This is a genomic window from Collimonas sp. OK607 (genome assembly GCF_900111995.1).
In the GTDB taxonomy this organism is placed as follows: Bacteria; Pseudomonadota; Gammaproteobacteria; order Burkholderiales; family Burkholderiaceae_D; genus Collimonas.
The window spans coordinates 49,245-63,737 of the sequence record NZ_FOKF01000020.1 but is presented as its reverse complement, the minus strand read 5'-3'; the positions used below and the strand labels follow the sequence as shown (position 1 = coordinate 63,737).

The 14,493-nt window shown below is 54.8% G+C and carries 12 protein-coding genes; 2 read left to right on the top strand and 10 right to left on the bottom strand.

Annotation, left to right across the window (positions count from 1 at the left end):
* Nucleotides 1–282 precede the first annotated feature (282 nt).
* From BM029_RS14880 to BM029_RS14865, 5 genes are all read right to left on the bottom strand, one after another.
* Nucleotides 283–1,317: a hypothetical protein gene (locus tag BM029_RS14880; RefSeq protein ID WP_092437276.1), complete on the bottom strand. Its 1,035-nt coding sequence runs from the start codon at nt 1,315–1,317 to the stop codon at nt 283–285.
* Nucleotides 1,318–1,854: 537 nt separating this feature from the next.
* Nucleotides 1,855–2,382 (bottom strand): hypothetical protein, encoded by a 528-nt coding sequence (locus BM029_RS25640; RefSeq protein ID WP_139217256.1) that lies wholly within the window; start codon nt 2,380–2,382, stop codon nt 1,855–1,857.
* 528 nt (nt 2,383–2,910) lie between these two features.
* The gene (locus tag BM029_RS14875; protein ID WP_092437274.1) at nt 2,911–3,672 is read right to left on the bottom strand and encodes a hypothetical protein; all 762 of its coding nucleotides are present in this window, start codon (nt 3,670–3,672) and stop codon (nt 2,911–2,913) included.
* Nucleotides 3,672–4,145, bottom strand: coding sequence for a POTRA domain-containing protein (locus BM029_RS14870; protein ID WP_170851090.1), 474 nt, complete (start codon nt 4,143–4,145; stop codon nt 3,672–3,674). Before BM029_RS14870 ends, BM029_RS14875 begins: the two co-directional genes overlap by 1 nt.
* A gap of 15 nt (nt 4,146–4,160) precedes the next feature.
* The gene (locus tag BM029_RS14865; protein WP_092437270.1) at nt 4,161–4,478 is read right to left on the bottom strand and encodes a hypothetical protein; all 318 of its coding nucleotides are present in this window, start codon (nt 4,476–4,478) and stop codon (nt 4,161–4,163) included.
* A gap of 264 nt (nt 4,479–4,742) precedes the next feature.
* Here BM029_RS14865 and BM029_RS14860 point away from each other — a divergent pair, with 264 nt between their 5' ends.
* Nucleotides 4,743–6,032, top strand: a complete 1,290-nt coding sequence (locus BM029_RS14860) for a TCR/Tet family MFS transporter (RefSeq protein WP_244545062.1) — start codon at nt 4,743–4,745, stop codon at nt 6,030–6,032.
* A gap of 27 nt (nt 6,033–6,059) precedes the next feature.
* Here the strand turns inward: BM029_RS14860 and BM029_RS14855 are convergent, their stop codons facing one another.
* The 4 genes from BM029_RS14855 to BM029_RS14840 form a co-directional block, all read right to left on the bottom strand.
* Nucleotides 6,060–7,214 (bottom strand): acyltransferase family protein, encoded by a 1,155-nt coding sequence (locus tag BM029_RS14855; protein WP_244545061.1) that lies wholly within the window; start codon nt 7,212–7,214, stop codon nt 6,060–6,062.
* 131 nt (nt 7,215–7,345) lie between these two features.
* Nucleotides 7,346–8,692, bottom strand: coding sequence for a sigma-54-dependent transcriptional regulator (locus BM029_RS14850; protein ID WP_092437264.1), 1,347 nt, complete (start codon nt 8,690–8,692; stop codon nt 7,346–7,348).
* Nucleotides 8,692–10,515 (bottom strand): sensor histidine kinase, encoded by a 1,824-nt coding sequence (locus tag BM029_RS14845; RefSeq protein ID WP_092437262.1) that lies wholly within the window; start codon nt 10,513–10,515, stop codon nt 8,692–8,694. The genes BM029_RS14850 and BM029_RS14845 overlap by 1 nt, the downstream gene beginning before the upstream one ends.
* A gap of 15 nt (nt 10,516–10,530) precedes the next feature.
* Nucleotides 10,531–11,889, bottom strand: a complete 1,359-nt coding sequence (locus tag BM029_RS14840) for an MFS family transporter (protein ID WP_092437260.1) — start codon at nt 11,887–11,889, stop codon at nt 10,531–10,533.
* A gap of 465 nt (nt 11,890–12,354) precedes the next feature.
* On the opposite strand from BM029_RS14840, the gene BM029_RS14835 reads away from it, so the two are divergent.
* Nucleotides 12,355–12,564: a SlyX family protein gene (locus BM029_RS14835; RefSeq protein ID WP_092411860.1), complete on the top strand. Its 210-nt coding sequence runs from the start codon at nt 12,355–12,357 to the stop codon at nt 12,562–12,564.
* A gap of 23 nt (nt 12,565–12,587) precedes the next feature.
* On the opposite strand, the gene BM029_RS14830 is transcribed toward BM029_RS14835, so the two are convergent.
* Nucleotides 12,588–14,411, bottom strand: coding sequence for an aminopeptidase P family protein (locus tag BM029_RS14830; protein WP_092437258.1), 1,824 nt, complete (start codon nt 14,409–14,411; stop codon nt 12,588–12,590).
* Nucleotides 14,412–14,493 lie beyond the last annotated feature (82 nt).

Here is a 14,493-nt window from a genome sequence, read left to right as displayed (position 1 = left end):
AATAAATATCCACCAGTTCATCTTGGATACCAGCGAAAATGAACTGAAGACGAATTGATTCTGAACCTTAATCCGGCAGGCTGCTACTGGTTTCGAAGGGTTACGATTCGAGTGTTTCTTCAGTCATGTCGCCATGAATCACTGATATTCAGGCGCGGTATTTCTGGGACTTTTTCTGGAAAAGACGAAAGTAACGATACGCACAAATAAATCTGGGCCGAAGTTATCTTGATATGGCGAATGACGCCACCTGGGCGTCATTCGCCGTATCGTTAAACCATTTTAGAAATTGACTGCTGACTTGACCGACTGCAGCGCCGCATTGTTCAGGAAAATGTAGAAATTCTGAGCCGCCCCTCCGCCGAGCGCGGGTATTTGAAGCGGCGTTCCATCTTTTATCAGTGTTCCGACATCGATAGCGCCGTTGCTCTGATAGAAAACGCGGTATTGCGGTATAGCTGTGTTCTGAACAGGTGCAGTGGCAACCCAGGCACGGACACCGGCAAGTGTCACGATCTGGCCGTCGCCGATCTGATACGTTACGCCATCGGCAGTACTCACGCGCGGGAAGAATCCTTCGAGAGCCGCAACCGTGGTGGAACAATGAGTCATGTTCGGCCCGGTAGTCGTCGGCGCAGCACAATCGCCGGTAAACAACGTATCGCCGACATACTGCCTCACCACCTTCAGATATGCCGCACCGGATTGCCAACTGGCCTGTTGGTTGTATAGCGAGTTACCGTTGATGGTATTGGTGATGAGCCCAAGCATACTGCCGGTGAAGAGTTCCGCGGGCGAACTGCTGATCAGTCCTGACAGTGCCGTCGTGCTATAGCTAGTGCCAAGAAACGTGCGTACAACGGTTTTGCCATCCGTTGCCAGATAACTTTCCTGGACGTTAGCCCCCGAATAAGTGACCTGGGGCTGATTGGGGAAGGCCTGAACATAAACCGTTCCATTGACCACAATTCTGCTGTTTCCGCTCAACGCCGGCAATGCCAGCGTCTTGGCTGCGGTATTGAAAGCGACGGAAACCGTCTGTGCGCCAGTGGCAGCGCTCTGCGGGATGCTCGAATCGTCCGTATAAAAGTAACTGCCGGGACTGATTGAGAGTACGCCTGAAGACGACGTTGTAAATCCCAGTCTACCAGTCAAATAATGTAAGCCGCCATTTGAGGAAAGCGCCACGCTTTCATAGTTTTTTTGGGCCTCACTCACTGCTGGCGTACTTGGTGCAGGCGTACTGGAAGAACCGCCGCCACCGCAACCTGCCAGCGCGAGAGTTAACAGGGTAACGGTACATGGGTATATCTTCATGAATAACCTTTGCAATTTAAATTTCGATAAATTGAACTACATGGGGCATCAAAAAGATCGATACGGACAGCTCGGTAACAAGTTGCTTTTTTGTCGGCGCCAGCCGGTAGCGTTATCCGGTGTCTCCATAGCACTCCCCGCTTAAGCATTCGTATTGTTTTCTTGATACAGCTGGGGGTGAATACTACACAGCAACATGTCAGCCTGATAATGCAAAAGTGTTACAAAATGTACGGGCGGCAATTATTGATAGTTGCGTTGCCAAGCCACAACACGCATTGATCAGTGTTAGATTTTTGGCACGAAGTGTCGTAGGAATAGCTCCGCAGAAAACGGATGAGCAGACAGTACTGATCGATATGGTGTCGATCGGCATGATCATTCCGGTATTTTTTCCGCGGCGCTGTGGGTGCTGACCATGGTTTGCCAGGTCGGGGGGACGCACGCGTTAGACCGCTGGTCTAGCTGGTCTATATAGCAGAAGGCAAGTATCGCCATATGGCGGCTGAAAATGCGCTGTAACGAACGAGGTGATTTTTACGTCAAATCCTCTGGACAGGTGCTGTTTCTAGGGAGCGGCAACACTTTTATTGGTACTGGAATCCCATCTTTGGTTACAGTTAATTTAAAACCGCCAAGATTAAAAAATCCTGAGGGAGGTTTGACTTCCACGTTATACGTTGCACCGGCCTCGACAGGCATAACCCAATCTTGTTGACTCTCTACGTTGGCGCTTGCGCCTGGTTGCATCACTCCAAACACTATATGAGATCCAGCTGTCACTCTTGCCTGCTGGATCTCACCACTACGATTGTGGCGCGGAATGGATGCGATGAGTCTGCCACCCCTGTTATTCGAAGGCAGTCCCAAAAAGCTGGCGCAATGAAGCGGGGCTCGCAAAAAGAGCCTCGTATCGGTGTAAGGTGCCTCCAACACGATGGTTGCAAGCGGCACGTTGTCTGGAATCTCCGGTACGCCAGGTCGTGGGCCAGACGCTGGCGTTGCGCAGGCGGAGAGGAGAACTAAAGATGCGACAAGAAGTGCGAAACGGGTCGCACGAAGCATAAGGATCCTGTTTAAAAATACGAAATAACCCCCGTCACATCGGAGTACATGGCGATCGAATTGCGGACACAAATGGCGGAGGAAAACCAAATATCCTGCTACTGTCATCGACGTAAGCCGAGACTTCATATAAAGATCTTCAGGTTCTAAAACTATTGGGCAGATTGACAGGCTGAGAGATTTTGTTGCTTGCGGTCAGTGCAGAAATCAAAATCGCTGTCATAGATGAATCCTCTTTTTTTCATGCACACAAACATCTTTGCGCGATCGTTAAGCGAGACCGTGGTTTTATCAAAAGCGTAGGGATTCGGGTAACCCCACCCTTTGGCAAGGCCTTACTGTCCGATCAAGTCGGAACTACTACAGTTAATAGCAGTAAAAAAATAGCCAATAGTAAAAAAATCTAGATAAATTTCGTACTATTTTTACTTTCATTTTTGTGAGAAAGATGTTTGACGGTTTAAGAGTTTATTAACGGCTTCTGATGCACTAACCTGCATTACCAACGGCTACAATCCCAGCCCTCGTTCAAATCAATCCGAGGACTGGTTTGAAATATTCGTTAATGAATAAAAATGCTTCGAAGCTCAGTTCATGGTCATCGTTAAAAACGATATAGACTCCGTCTGATAGAAACTCGACCTTAGGCACCAAACCATTGAGTCGACGAATGACTTCATCCGGCCCATATCCTAGAGCGCGCTGACAAAGTTCATTATCCCAATACACTGCCGGACTCAACACATAGATGTTATTCCGTCCATCAAGATCAATGGTTTTATCCGCAAGCAAACAGTTATAGGTCAGATTATTCAGAACAGCGTTTCCCTGCGCATCAAACGCAGTTGAACCGTCATCAGACGGTACATAACCGCCACAATATGCGGAGTAGTACTCCCCGTAGGCCAAGAAAGCACGATATCCGCGAAACGCATCTATAACCCTCGGAAAGTGCTCATGCACGATCTCCTTGTAATTTAATGCTCTGTTTGAAACCTTAAAACCAAAACGTAAATAATCGTCAAATCGACCGTTATCCTGATAATTGAAACGCTCGCCACGAAATATGTAATCGCCCGCAAATTTCAATCCTCGGATCGGCAATTTGACCCCATAGGTTGCGGCCAACCCGTCACCACAATCAGGAGCGGAAGGTAACTCCAAGCCAGCAAACCCTAGCGGTGGGCCGATCTGTGACATCCGCTCCAGCACTTGCTCATGGCGTTTCTCAATGCTTACGGCCTGGACTGCTCTTGCCGCGATCCATAACCTAATGTCAGGCGTTTTCATTAATTTCTCACTCGTACGGTACCCGAATTATCGAGCGTAATGCCGCCTCGGACTCGCTCGCCGAAACTGCCGCTTTGCCGCTCAATATAAATCACGCTGGTATCCGCTTCCGCACCCGGTTCGATGCGTGTGGCGGCTGCCTGGCTCGGCAGGCGTTTCATTTGCTCGACGCCCTGCTCCAGATCGCGAATATTCAGGATGTCACCCGGCCCCAATGACGGAATGCCAGGGAACGCATTGCGCCAGGTTCCCCAGCTATCATCCGCCGCCTGCTTGGCATCGCCGGCCTTGACCATGCGTACTTCGTTAATGCGACCGACATGCAAGGCAAGTTCCAAAGTACCGTTGTGCAGATTTTGTTGCGGCAAGCTGACGCGCGTGGTGGCGTAGCCAAGCTCGATCAGTTTGGCATCCAGTGTCGAGGCAATCCGGCGCAACCCCTCAACACCGACGCAGCGATTCAGGAATGGCAAAGCGGCATCCTGCAACTAGCTAAAGCGCCCAATACTCTTCCCGCTCAGGGTCACTTCGCGAATCACGAAACATGGCGACTCAACCGGCAGATCGATAGAAATCTTGGTGGAAGTGGGAGGACTCAGGACGTCGGCCTTGGGCTGCAGCTGCATTTGCTGCTCGCGCGTGCGTTCTTCTTGCCGGCGCAGTCCCTCCGAGGCATCTCGCTCGGTTACGGCTGTTTGTGCTATCCCATTCTGCATGGTCGCAGCTAACAAGATAGTTAAACCGATCCCCTTTGCAAAACACAATAAACGACCATCACCTTTGTCCGCGAAGGTGTTTTTCGACATCTGTTGCTTTCTATATATTTTCCCTTGCGGAAATTATAGATAGAAAACCAAGCTTTATAATTGAAAATGTGTCTGAATTGTATCTTTTTACAATAATTAACATACTCCCTTGCAATTAGTTGCTGAATAACAACGCACTTGTCGGCCAACACTAATGTCTACAAGCAGTAAACATCTGGACTACCTTTTGGATATCATCACAAATGCAATCAGGCCGCCCCGACCTGTCGCACTACACCGAACTACCTATCGGAATAACGACGCGTGACAAATTACAAACCTCCAGCGCAGAGTCGCGGCCGCACCGCCGCCATGCCCTTCATCATGCTGACCGTATTAATCGACATGATTTCAATCGGGCTGATCGTTCCGGTGCTACCGGCGCTGGTCGGGAACTTCACCGGTTCGCAAGCCGACCAGGCATTCTGGTACGGCGCAATCGCCTTTGCGTTCGGCATCGCCAACTTTTTCGGCTCACCGATTCTCGGTGCGCTGTCCGATCAATACGGCCGGCGACCGGTGCTGTTATTGGGGTTCTGCGGCCTGGCGTTGAATTTTTTTGCGACTGCTTTTTCCACTGCACTGTGGATGCTGATTGTGGTGCGCCTGGTCGGCGGTGCGATGCAGTCTAACGCTGCTGTTTGCAATGCTTATGTGGCCGATATCACCGCGCCGGAGCAGCGCGCCAAACGTTTCGGCATGATCGGTGCGATGTTCGGCGTCGGTTTTATCGTCGGGCCGGTGATGGGCGGTTTGCTGGGTGCGATCAATTTGCGATTGCCATTTATCGTTGCCGGCAGTCTGGCGTTGCTTAATCTGATGTACGGCTATTTCGTCCTGCCGGAGTCGCTGCCGCTTGACCGCCGTCGCGCATTTGGCTGGAAGGCCGCCAACCCGCTGACTTCACTGCGTGCACTATCGCGCTTGAAAGCAGTCGGTCCGCTGGTGGCGGTGATTGCCTGTAACGGTCTGGCGCAATTCGTGTTGTATACCACCTGGGTGCTGTACACCACGTTCAAGTTTGGCTGGGGGCCGCAGGAAAACGGCCAGTCGCTGGCGGCGGTAGGTATCATGTCGGTGATTGTGCAAGGCTTGTTGCTGGGGCCGTTGTTGAAGCGTTTCAGTCCGCAACGGCTAGCAGTTATCGGACTGCTTTCCTCTACCGCGGCCTACCTCTTGTGGGGTGCTGCCAGCCAGTCATGGATGATGTATGCGGTTATTTTCGCAAATGTATTCGGCGCTACCGTGAACGCATCGATTCAGAGCATCATGTCGGGCGCTGTGGATTCGCACAGCCAGGGCCAGACACTGGGAGCGGTCAGTTCGCTCAATAGCCTGATGGCAGTGATCGCACCGGTCATTGGCGCGCCGCTGCTGGGAATGGTGTCGCATTTGCCGAAGGGCGACTGGCGGATTGGCGCGCCGTTTTATTTTTGCGCAGCCTTGCAATTGGCAGCACTGGTGCTGGCGTTCCTGCATTTCCGGCGTCAACGGCGCCAGCGTACGGAGCTTGTGCCTGCCAACAGCAAACAGGAGATGGAAGATATGCTGTAAGCGCCCTAGCGGCGCTTACAAGCGTTGTTACCGACTAAACTGAGCCGTGGCCGGAGCCTGCAACGCCAGACTCTGACCGGATGCCCGTGCTGAAAGACGGCTTAGCGGGATTTCAACCCAACGATAGAAAATCGCACCTGCGGCCAGGCTGGCAGCCCAGGCCAGTACCATGCCGCCCGCCTGCAACAGCGGCCGTGCCGGCACGAATTTGACGAAGGCGGCGTTGACGATCAGGCAGACCGGGAAATGCACCAGGAAGATCGAGTAAGAGATCCGTCCGAAAGCACGGACCCAGGCAAAACGCTGGCGCGACAGCAATATACCGCGTCGGCTTACCAGCACCAGTACGCAAGCCACCATCAGTGCGACTGCGATACGGCTGCGGAAATCGATGGCCAATGCGTACAAGGTCGGCAACAGTATTGCCGCCATCAGTAGCGCTACCACTGCCGGCCGACGACCCAGGTCACGGGCCCACCAGGCAATCGCCCCCAAGCCATAACTGCCAAAGAAATATGGCGCCCAGGCGTCCCAGGAGGCATCGCGATTGAAGTACAGCAGCGATACGCTAACGCCGATCACCACCAGCACTGGCGCCAGCCACGGCATGGCGTGACGCTTGGCAACGCCGCCGCTCAGCCACAGCAGCATGGTCAGCAACGCGTATAGCTGGAAGTCGATGGCGACATACCAGGCTCCGGCCGAGATCGATTCATACCCTAATATTGAATGCAGCAACAGCGCGTGGGCGGCCAGTTGCATTGCGGTCGGCATTGCCGAGATGGAGTAATGCGTCATCCACAATCCGGCCCAGGCTGAAGCGCCGACTGCCAGCACGGTCGCCACCAGGAACGGCGGCACCAGCTTCATGTAGCGACGCCACATGACGCGCAGAGGATCGGAAACGGTTGAAGTGCCTTGCGGTGAGAGTGACTTGGCCGCCAGGAAACCACCGACCACCAGGAACACCTGGACCGCGATGCGGGCGTAATCGTCCAGCCAGCCGATCAGCGTCGGTGCGATCGGACGGACGTGATCAGACATCGGGCCGTAGAACGCCAGATGGTGCAAGACAATCAATTGCGCAGCGATGACCTTTAACAGGTCGATAAAACCGAATTGAAAATTGGAACTGCGGTCTGGTGCTTTGAATGAGGCTGAAGGCAGCGATGAAGCGCTCATTGTGACATCCATCTTAAAAAAGATGCCAATGATAAAGATTCATGCGCGCTTGTCCAGTGGAATAATGTTTTGTAACATCTCCCACTTTCAACAACTTGTTGTCGGAAAAATATGATTTATCCGGCCCGGCCTTATGCCTTGCCTGCAGCCAGCTGATATTTCTTGATTTTGTCGTACAGGGTTTTCTTGGGAAGGCCCAGTCGATCCGCTGCGATGGCCACATTGCCGTTACTCGAATTCAACATTTCCGAGATCAACATGCGCTCATAGCTATCCATTTGCTGTGGCAGCGGCACACTGGTAGCGCCATCGCCCTGACCTGCAAGATCGGCTACCCCCTCCGCCACTCCAAGCACCAGCCGGTCGGCGAAATTGCGCAACTCGCGTACATTGCCTGGCCAGTCGCGGGTTTGCCATTGCGCCATTTGCGCCAGCGTCCATTGCGGCAACGGCCGCTGATAACGAATAGCCGCGCCCTGGATGAAATGGGCCAGCAACAACGGAATATCTTCGCGCCGCTCGTTCAGGCGCGGCAGGTCGATGCTGACCACGCCAATGCGGTAGTACAAATCCTCGCGAAAACTGCCCTGCGCACTCATCTGCAGCAGATTGGCCTTGCTGGCGGCGATGATGCGGCAATCGATGGCAATCGCTTCATTGCCGCCGAGCCGCTCCAGCCTGCGTTCTTGCAGCACGCGCAGCAATTTGACCTGCAGCGCCAAAGGCATGCTTTCAATTTCATCGAGAAATACCGTGCCGCCTTTGGCATATTCCAGTTTGCCGATGCGTCTTTTCTGGGCACTGGTGAAGGCCCCGGCCTCATGGCCGAAAATCTCGCTTTCGAATATTGTTTCCGGTAATGCGCCGCAATTGATAGCGACAAACGGGCCTGTGCGGCCGCTGGCGACATGCAGCTGACGCGCCACCACTTCCTTGCCGCTGCCGGTCTGGCCGTTGATCAGGATATCGACCATGCTCGGCCCGACGCTGCGGATCATGGTTCGGACGCGCTCGATTGCGCTCGACTGGCCGATCAGGCTCGGCATATCCGGATGCGCCACCCAGGCGGCTTTCAGACGCCGATTCTCAATAATCAGGCTACGCTTTTCCTGGGCCCGGTGAGCTGCCTCCATCAGGCGTTCAGCGGCAAACGGCTTTTCGATGAAGTCGTAGGCGCCGGCGCGCATCGCATCCACCGCCATGCTGACATCGCCATGGCCGGTGACGACAATCACCGGCAGATCGGGATCCAACGTTGCAACTTGCGTCAACAGCTCCAGGCCGGAGCGGCCGGGCAAGCGCACGTCAGTGACGATCACGCCGCCAAATCCGGAAGTCAGCCACGACTGCGCCTGCTCTACGCTATCGCAGGCGTGGACGATGAAACCACCCAGTTCCAGCGTCTGGGCGATCGCCTCTCGCACCGCTTGTTCGTCCTCGATCAGTATTGCTTCCAGTGTCGCCACCGTTACCTCCATCAAGATTCCACCGATGATTCGACCGATTCGAGCAAAGGAAAATACAACACGAATTCGGCGCCGCCATCTTTATGATTATTCGCCGTCAGACGGCCGTTCATCGCCTGCACGATGGAAGATGAAATAGCCAGGCCCAGCCCCAGGCCCTTGCCGGACGGTTTGGTAGTAAAAAACGGCTCGAACAGATGCAAAGCGACCTGCGCCGGAATGCCGGGCCCGGAGTCGCGGATCCGGATCACCGCCTCGCCTGCTTCACATTCCAGCAGCAGCGAGACGTTTTTTTGTTCGGCATTATCCACCGCGTCCAGCGCGTTGCGCAACAGGTTGATCAGCACCTGCTCGGTCCGCACCGAATCGCCAACCACCTGGGCCGGGTGGCGGATATCGATTTGCAGTTTGGCGTCATGCGTCTGGAATTCATTGTTCAATAACAATGCCGCCGCCTCTATGGATTTCGGCAAATCTATGACAGCCACCGTCTCATGGCTTTTCCTGGAAAAACCGTTGAGTTGCCCGACTATCTTGCCCATACGGGCGCTGGCATTGCTGATGTGACTTAGATTTTCAGTAGCTTTATCAGCTTGCCCGCGGGTCAGGAAAGTCATGGCATTGTCGGCAAAAGCACGGATCGCTGCCAGCGGCTGGTTCAACTCGTGGGCAATGCCAGCCGCCATTTGTCCCAGCATGGCCAGCTTGCCAGCCTGGATCAGCGTGTTCTGGGTTGAACGCAGCAAGTGCTCGGTTTCTTTCAATTTGGCGTACTTGGCTTCCAGCGTTTGATTCGCCACCCGCAGTTCCTGGGTTCGTTGGGCGATGGTCCGATCCAGGTATTCGGCCGATACTAACCGCTCCTCCAGCCGCCGCCGGCGTTGATATAGCGCCCACAAGGAGATTCCGGCAATCGCCAGTAATAACACTGCGGCCAACGTCCACAGCATGGCGATACGGGCAATCCGCGCTTGCGAAGGAAATAACATGAGCTGCCATCCGAGGCGGCCGACGCCACGTGTCACGTGCTGGCCGAATTCCGCCCTTTGCAGCTTCGGCAGCGACGCCACCGGCGTAATCGCCTGATCCGCGTACTGATGGGTGCCGGTCAGGTCTTGCTGTATCGCGCCATTCAGCGGATACAGGCTGTGGTATTTCCAGGCTGGGCGATTACTCAAGAACACCACCCCGCTGCTGTCGACCAGCGTAATCGGCTCTTCGCTGCTGCTCCAGGTATGCTCGAACTCGGTCAGGTCTATCTTGACTACCATCACGCCTACTGCGGCCTTTGCCCCCGTTGCACCCTTTGTGCCGTTCGTACCGTTTTCTGCCGCACTGGCATAGACAGGCTGGGCGATGAAGTAACCGGGCACATTGGTAGCATTGCCGATGCCGTAAAAACGCCCGGCATTACCTTTGATCGCTTCGCGGAAATAAGGGCGGAAACCGAAATCCCGGCCGACAAAGCTGGTCGGCGTATCCCAGTTGCTGGAAGCCAGCGTCAGGCCTTTACGATCCAGCACGTAAATCGCCACCACCTTCGATTGCCGCTGAATCAATTGCAATGTCTGGTTCAGGCGTTGAATATTGCGCTGATCGTCCGGCTGCGCCAGCGCATGCAACACATCCGTTTGGAAACCAAGGGCAAACGGCAGCGTCTCGAATTTCTGCAATACGGATTCGAGGTCGAGCGCAATGATTTGCAACTGCCGTTCGCTGGCTTCACCGATATCGCCGCTGGCCTTTCTGCTGGCCATGACGTAGGTGCTCAACACCACTGCAATGACGCAGGCGATCGCCAGCACAGTCCATAGCAGCGGTTTTCTTGCAGTCATAACGTCGGCCGGCCTCTAACGTGCAGCGGCAACCTGGGCATCCGAGGTGTATTTCGACGCTTCAAGCGGAACGTCTTTGAGAAGACCTTCCTTCTCCGGGTCACGCATCTTGTAGGCCACGACGAATGCCAATGCGCACATCGCCGACACGTACCAGTAGAAAGTGGATTCCGTACCCGCCTTCTTCAGTTCGAGCGCGACATACTCTGCTGTCCCGCCGAACAAAGCATTCCCCACTGCGTATGACAAACCTACACCCAATGCGCGCACTTCCGTCGGAAACATTTCTGCCTTGATCAAACCGCTGATGGACGTATAAAAACTCACGATCGCCAATGCCAGGATGATCAAACCGAACGCGGCATAAGGATCCGTCACATCTTTGAGAGCATGCAAAATCGGTACAGTCGCCACAGCTGCCAGCGCACCGAACCAGAGCATTGACGTACGACGGCCGATCTTGTCGGAGAGCGCGCCGAACAACGGTTGCATCAACATGTAGACAAGGAGAGCCACAGTCATCACGGTACTGGCGGTTTTCGCGCTCATGCCGGCAGTGTTCACCAGGTATTTTTGCATGTAGGTGGTGAAGGTATAGAAAATCAGGGAGCCGCCGGCAGTGAAACCAACCACCGTCAGAAATGCTCTCTTATGCTTCATCAAGCCGGCCAAGGTGCCTGCATCCTTGTTCTTGCGCGTCTCCGCAGTCGAGGTTTCGCTCAGCGATTTACGTAAATAAAGTGCAACCAAGGCTGCTATCGCACCTAAAACGAAAGGAATACGCCAGCCCCAGGCGTGCAATTGTTCGGTCGTCAGGAGTTGCTGCAAGATGACCAGCGCCAGCACTGCCAGCAATTGGCCGCCGATCAGGGTCACGTACTGGAACGAAGCAAAAAAGCCGCGCCGCCCTTCCAGCGCGACTTCACTCATGTAGGTGGCGCTGGTCCCGTATTCGCCGCCCACCGATAAACCCTGGAACAGGCGCGCCAGCAGCAACAGTGCCGGCGCCGCGTAACCGATACTGGCAAATGTCGGCAGGCAGGCGATCATCAACGAGCCGCCGCACATCATCAGCACCGAGATCATCATTGCGGTGCGCCGGCCGCGTTTATCTGCAATCCGTCCAAATAACCAGCCGCCGACCGGCCGCATGAAAAAGCCAACTGCAAATATGGCTGCGGTATTGGCTAATTGCGTGGTTGGACTCCCGCTAGGGAAAAACATCGGCGCAAAATAAATCGAACAAAACGAGTAAATGTAGAAATCGAACCACTCGACCAGATTGCCGGACGAGGCGCCGACGATGGCAAAGATGCGTTTTCGGGTGTCGGCGGCGGCATGAGTAGCCTGGTCGGACGGATGAAGAGCGGACATGGATATCTCCTGATTTTAGTGTTTTTTATACAATCCCGGCAATCACCGTGCATCTGTAGCTTGTATGCAAGTTACATCATGCCATTCAGATGGCATAAGTGGCAAAGGGGATTAGCTGACGATGGTTATAGCCGGACGGAATGCAAGGCGACCGGTTTGAAGCGGGAAAGCACGGCTGTTTTGCGGCGCATTTTTGTCTCCAGTTGGTTATATTTTTATGAGAGACATTGCAGACTTCGTGCCAGCGCAGGAAAGAAATCTAAGTGCTTGATTTACTGGGGATAATCATATGGCAAAGATGATTCCCTGGCGATTTTTGCGCGGAAATCCGGAATCATGCTGCGGGAGATTGCGGATTTCCGCTCAGCGACTTCGCTATGAGATGGCATATGCCGCGGGGCAGACGGCACTATTGCGCTACCATCTGCCCTGCAACAAATAATGAAACACCAAGGAAACCGGAAAATGAATCAAGAAGAACGCATGGTCGATATCGAAATCAAGCTTACCCAGCAAGATGACATGCTGGACGAGTTGAACAAGCTGGTGTATCGGCAACAGTTAAAGATTGAGCAACTTGAAACCTTGTGCGCGGCTTTGGCGCGGCGCATCAAAGATACTGCCGATAACAATAATGCGGGCCAGCCCGTCAATGACCGGCCGCCGCATTACTGATTACGCAATAGTGACGATTGCGGTCAGAGCGCTTCGGTCCGGCTCTCCAGCCACTGCCTGGCTTCGCCTCTGACATGCGGCGACAAGCGTTTCCTGACCTCGGCATGATAAGCATTAAGCCAGTCGATCTCGTCGCTACGCAGCAAACCGAGATCCAGGCAACGGCTATCGATCGGGCATAAGGTCAGCGTCTCGAACCGCAGATACTCGCCGAATTCGCTGATCTCCGCTGGCTGGTTCAGCACCAGGTTTTCAATCCGCACACCCCAGTGGCCGGGACGATAGATACCCGGCTCGATCGAGGTAATCATACCCGGCTCCATCGCTGTATGCGGATCCGGCGCGGCGCTGCCGGAAATGACTTGCGGGCCTTCATGCACATTCAGGAAGTAGCCGACGCCATGACCGGTGCCGTGGCCGTAGTCGATACCGGCAGCCCAGATCGGCGCCCGCGCAATGGCGTCCAGCAAGGGCGATTTGATAGAACGCGGGAACTGCGCCGAAGAGAGTGCAATCACGCCTTTCAACACCAGCGTGCAATCACGTTTTTGCGCTGCCGACGGCTGGCCGATCGCCACCATACGCGTAATGTCGGTGGTGCCGCCCACGTATTGGCCGCCGGAGTCGATCAGCAGCAAACCGTCACCGCTGATGGTGGCGTGGGATTCAGCGCTAGCCTTGTAATGCGGCATGGCGCCGTTGGTATTGAAGCCGGCAATAGTGGCAAAACTCGGGCTGACAAAACCCGGGCGGCGCGCCCGCGCTGCCGTGATATGCGTATCGACCATCACTTCGGTAACGGTTTCCTTATCCACAGCCTGCTCCAGCCAGGCAAAGAATTCGCAAAGCGCGGCGCCGTCCTGCTCCATCGCAGCCCGCACATGCGTTATCTCGTCGACGCTTTTACGCGACTTGGCAAACGTGGTGGGATTGATTGCTTCGACCACTTTGACGGCTCCCGGAACGGTGCCTGGCACGGCTTGCCGCAAGCCCAGCGTGACGCGGCGCGGATCGAGCAGCAAGGTGGCGCCGGCAGGCAAGGCCGCCAACGATTGGGATGCCTGCTCATAGGGCGCCAGCGTGACGTTGTCCTGGCTGAGAAGATCGCGCAAGGCCGGTGGCACTTTGCCGTCGGCGACGAACAACGTGCTTTGTTTCGGTCCGATCAGTGCGTGGGCCACGAACACCGGATTGTAATTGACGTCGGCGCCACGCAAATTGAACAGGTAGGCAATATCGTCCAGCGTGGAAATGAAGTGCCATTGTGCGCCGTGCTGTTGCATCGCCTGGCGTAACTGTTCCAGCTTGGCGGCACGCGACAGCGGCGCATGCGATGCTTCGTGCTGATACACCTCAGCCATCGGCAAGCCCGGCCGTTCGCTCCAGATTTCACCCAGCACGTCGAGATCGGTGCGCAATTTACTGCCGCCTTTGGTCAACGCCTGTTCCAGTGCACGGGCCGTGGCCAGTCCCAACACGGCGCCGTCGACAGCCAATGTCTGGCCAGCGGACAGATTGGCACCCAGCCAGTCCAGATGCAACAAACTGCTGCCAGTCGGTGTTTTCATCAGCACGATTTCAGTGCCCGCAAGTTCCGCCTCCGCCTGCGACCAATAACGGCTGTCAGCCCACAGGCCGGCGAAGTCGGCGGTAATGATCAGATTGGCGACGGAACCGGTGAATCCCGACATCCATTCGCGGCCCTTCCAGCGCCCCGGCAAATATTCGGATAAATGCGGATCGGCCGAAGGAATCAGGCAGGCGTCAACGTTGTGATTTTGCATTGCGGTGCGCAATTGTTGAATGCGCTGAGCGGCGGTATTCTGGGAAAAAGTTCTGGCGTTCATAGAGGTCGGTGTAGGATAAACAATACGAGACGATTTGGATGGACTAATTCGGGTAGATTTAGTCGCTTACCGTTAAGCCCAC

Coding starts and splice junctions, on each gene's coding strand:
- BM029_RS14840 (WP_092437260.1), bottom strand. CDS start 11,889: ATGTCCGCTCTTCATCCGTCCGACCAGGCTACTCATGCCGCCGCCGAC.
- BM029_RS25640 (WP_139217256.1), bottom strand. CDS start 2,382: ATGCTTCGTGCGACCCGTTTCGCACTTCTTGTCGCATCTTTAGTTCTC.
- BM029_RS14855 (WP_244545061.1), bottom strand. CDS start 7,214: ATGAGCGCTTCATCGCTGCCTTCAGCCTCATTCAAAGCACCAGACCGC.
- BM029_RS14865 (WP_092437270.1), bottom strand. CDS start 4,478: ATGTCGAAAAACACCTTCGCGGACAAAGGTGATGGTCGTTTATTGTGT.
- BM029_RS14835 (WP_092411860.1), top strand. CDS start 12,355: ATGAATCAAGAAGAACGCATGGTCGATATCGAAATCAAGCTTACCCAG.
- BM029_RS14845 (WP_092437262.1), bottom strand. CDS start 10,515: ATGACTGCAAGAAAACCGCTGCTATGGACTGTGCTGGCGATCGCCTGC.
- BM029_RS14830 (WP_092437258.1), bottom strand. CDS start 14,411: ATGAACGCCAGAACTTTTTCCCAGAATACCGCCGCTCAGCGCATTCAA.
- BM029_RS14880 (WP_092437276.1), bottom strand. CDS start 1,317: ATGAAGATATACCCATGTACCGTTACCCTGTTAACTCTCGCGCTGGCA.
- BM029_RS14875 (WP_092437274.1), bottom strand. CDS start 3,672: ATGAAAACGCCTGACATTAGGTTATGGATCGCGGCAAGAGCAGTCCAG.
- BM029_RS14850 (WP_092437264.1), bottom strand. CDS start 8,692: ATGGAGGTAACGGTGGCGACACTGGAAGCAATACTGATCGAGGACGAA.